Origin of the sequence: Planktothrix sp. FACHB-1355 (assembly GCF_014748295.1) — a bacterium.
GTDB classification, from domain to species: Bacteria; Cyanobacteriota; Cyanobacteriia; order Cyanobacteriales; family Aerosakkonemataceae; genus Aerosakkonema; species Aerosakkonema funiforme_A.
Map to the genome: position 1 here is coordinate 1 of NZ_JACJUP010000892.1, position 3,064 is coordinate 3,064.

Here is a 3,064-nt window from a genome sequence, read left to right on the forward strand (position 1 = left end):
CGGCATTTACTACAGAAGGTTTGGCTTCTTGAGCAGTATCGCTGACTGCATTGCCGACATCTCGAACAGAAGATTCGATTTTCTCAGCGCTACCTCTAACCGCATTGACTACAGAAGGTTTGACTTCTTCAGCTGTATCTCTGACCGCGTTTCCTACACCTTGAACAGAAGTTTTAATTCCCTCAGCGCTACCCTTAACTGCTTCTACTACAGAAGGTTTAACTTGTTCAACAGCAACCTTTACGGACTGCGCTACATCTTTTACAGAAGGCTTAACATCCTCAACTGCTTCGTTAAGAGTTTGGGCGGCATTTACTACAGAAGGTTTGGCTTCTTCAACTGTACTTCTTACCGACTCTGCCATACCTACTACAGAAGGTTTGGCTTCTTCAACTGTACTTCTTACCGACTCGGCTAAACCTATTACAGAAGGTTTGGCTTCTTCAACTGTACTCCTTACCGACTCGGCTATACCTACTACAGAAGGCTTGACTTCTTCAAGCGTACCCTTTGCTGCATCGCCCACATCTTCTACAGTGCGGTTAACTCCTTCAGCAACGCCTTTGACGGCATCTACTACACCTTCTACAGTTTGACTGACACTTTCACCTGCATCGTTACCGGTGAGACCGCCCGCTACAGCGCCCGCTACAGCACCAATCATTGCACCAGTGCGACCGCCGATTAAACTACCAATTGCGGCTCCAGCTACCCCACCAGCAGCAGCGCCAATGCGCGTAGCAACTGGATGAATGGCAGATCGATCGCTCATTTCTTGACTGTTTTCGCGATCGTTCTCACTCTTGACAATCTTTTCTTCTGTTGAAGAAGCATCAGATTGACTCATATTATATTGGACATTCTCGTCATGCTGAGAAAATGTCTGTTCGTTCTGATTCATCACTATTATTTCCTCCCTAAATTTTTTTGTCAGTTCAGCAAGCGAATATCTAAACTGCCTTCCAAATTATTGACTACTGAATCTTTCTAGCTAATAACTTTCAGATTTTGAGTAGCATAACCCGCTCGGCTGCGGTTTTTTCACCAACAATAAACATAACAACTACACGCGCTCCTCAACACCGCTCCACCGAAAGATATCGCTAAATATCTTGTCAGTCTGTGGTTGTAAGCTTTTGGTTGATAGGAGTAATTACGCATTTAAAATCAGGATCTAATGTGGATCTCACGAGCGCAATTAAATCTCACCAAAGATGAACAAAATTATGGCAAACCCGTCTATGGGTTGATGAAAAAAACTAAATATTCTTAACCAAACAGAGGCATTAATCTTTGTGTTATAATTTATTAATGACATCCTAATGATGCTGTGTAGTGCAAAAATATTCCTTCTGAGCGTTACGTTAATAACTCTGAAAAAGTTGCGAATTTTGAAGTAAGCTGGAAGCATAAGGCGCGATATACCTGTGGAAACCAAATTATCGGTAATACTATGTATTTTTTTATACTGGTATTTTTTTGAAATTCAGGACTGCCATCGGCGATCGTCAAATGAACGATCTATAATCATGGTCGAGAGATCTGTTTATTAAGTCTTCTGTAGCTTAAAGGGCAAGGGTAAGCGTGCAATTAAGATTCCAGCCCGATCCGGTAATTAATGTTACGGCTAACACAATAGATTTTTCTACCGGAAGACAGATGCTATTTATCTATATCAAAACTATATTTGGATTTTAACAAAAGTATTAAGGCTAGTCTTGTCAATTTAACTAAAACAAATTGTTTTTGAGAGTCATGATGTGAAAGTACTTAGATCGCAAAATATATTGGATTGCAAAGGGTATAGGTATTCTTCTGGCCGCATAGTATTTGGCAAGAGTTTCTATTATAATTTAATTCGGCGCAGTAGAGCAGTTATTTGCTGAGAGGTTAATACAGATGGAGAGCGAAAAACGCTACTGCGCTGCGATCGAACAAACTTCCGGAGGTATTTATTTTGTTGATGTTGATAGCAAAGGTATTCTGGAAGCAAATACGGCGATTTGTAATTTGCTCGGTTACACCCAAGAGGAATTTTTGGCTCTGACACTTTACGATATCCTTGCTGTTGACCGAGAAATTATTAACTCTGATATCCACCTGCTTTTAGCGGAAAAACAATTCTTATTAATTAGCGATGGCTGGAACCGTCGTAAGGATGGTTCCTTAGTTAATGTTGAGGTAAGCCTTAATCTAATTTCCTGCGGCGGCAGGAAAGTTATCTGTGTTGTAGGGCGGGACATCACCGAACGCAAACAGGCAGAAGAGTTGCTTCGTAAAAGCGAGGCGGCAAATCGCGCTCTCCTGAATGCTATACCCGATTTGATGATTAGAATTACTGGAGATGGCACTTACCTTGATGCGATCCCGGCGAAAAATTTCAAGACTTGGACGACTCACGGCGATATGGTGGGTAAAAATATATACGATGTGTTGCCACCAGAAATAGCTCGGCAACGGATGTATTACATCACGCAAGCACTTTCTACTGGCGAAATGCAAATATATGAGTTTGAGCTAACTTGCGAAGATGGTAAAGTTTCTTATCAAGAAGCTCGTATCGTTGTGAGCGGAGAAAATGAAGTTTTGGTAATTGTGCGCGAAATCAGCGATCGCAAGCAAGCGGAAGCAACGATCCAATATCACGCTTTTCACGACATTTTGACCGGCTTGCCTAACCGCACAATGTTCGATCGGCACCTATCAACAGCCCTAGCAAATGCCCATAATAGCAAAACTATGCTGGCTGTGATGTTTCTGGATATGGATCGGTTTAAGACGATCAACGATACTCTAGGTCATGCTGTAGGCGATCGATTGTTGCAAGGCTTTGCCGAGAGAGTGAAAGCCTGTTTGCGGGAAAGCGATATCGTTGCGCGTTGGGGAGGCGACGAGTTCACCGTACTGGTGCCCCAAATTACCAGCCCAGAAGATGCCGCAAAGGTGGGGCAACGAATACTCGAAGCTCTGAAGCCAGCCTTTTACCTGCAAGGACACGCTACCGGGGAGGAAACCCCACCCCTACATATCACCAGTAGCATTGGCATTGCGCTCTATCCCCACG

2 protein-coding genes are annotated in these 3,064 nt (G+C 43.1%); one reads left to right on the plus strand and one right to left on the minus strand.

Annotated elements, in window-relative coordinates:
* Positions 1-901: glycine zipper domain-containing protein (locus H6S82_RS26545; RefSeq protein WP_242057124.1), on the minus strand; the 901-nt coding region annotated here is incomplete at its 3' end.
* A 998-nt stretch (positions 902-1,899) separates the two neighbouring features.
* On the opposite strand from H6S82_RS26545, the gene H6S82_RS26550 reads away from it, so the two are divergent.
* Positions 1,900-3,064: diguanylate cyclase (locus H6S82_RS26550; RefSeq protein ID WP_191056980.1), on the plus strand; the 1,165-nt coding region annotated here is incomplete at its 3' end.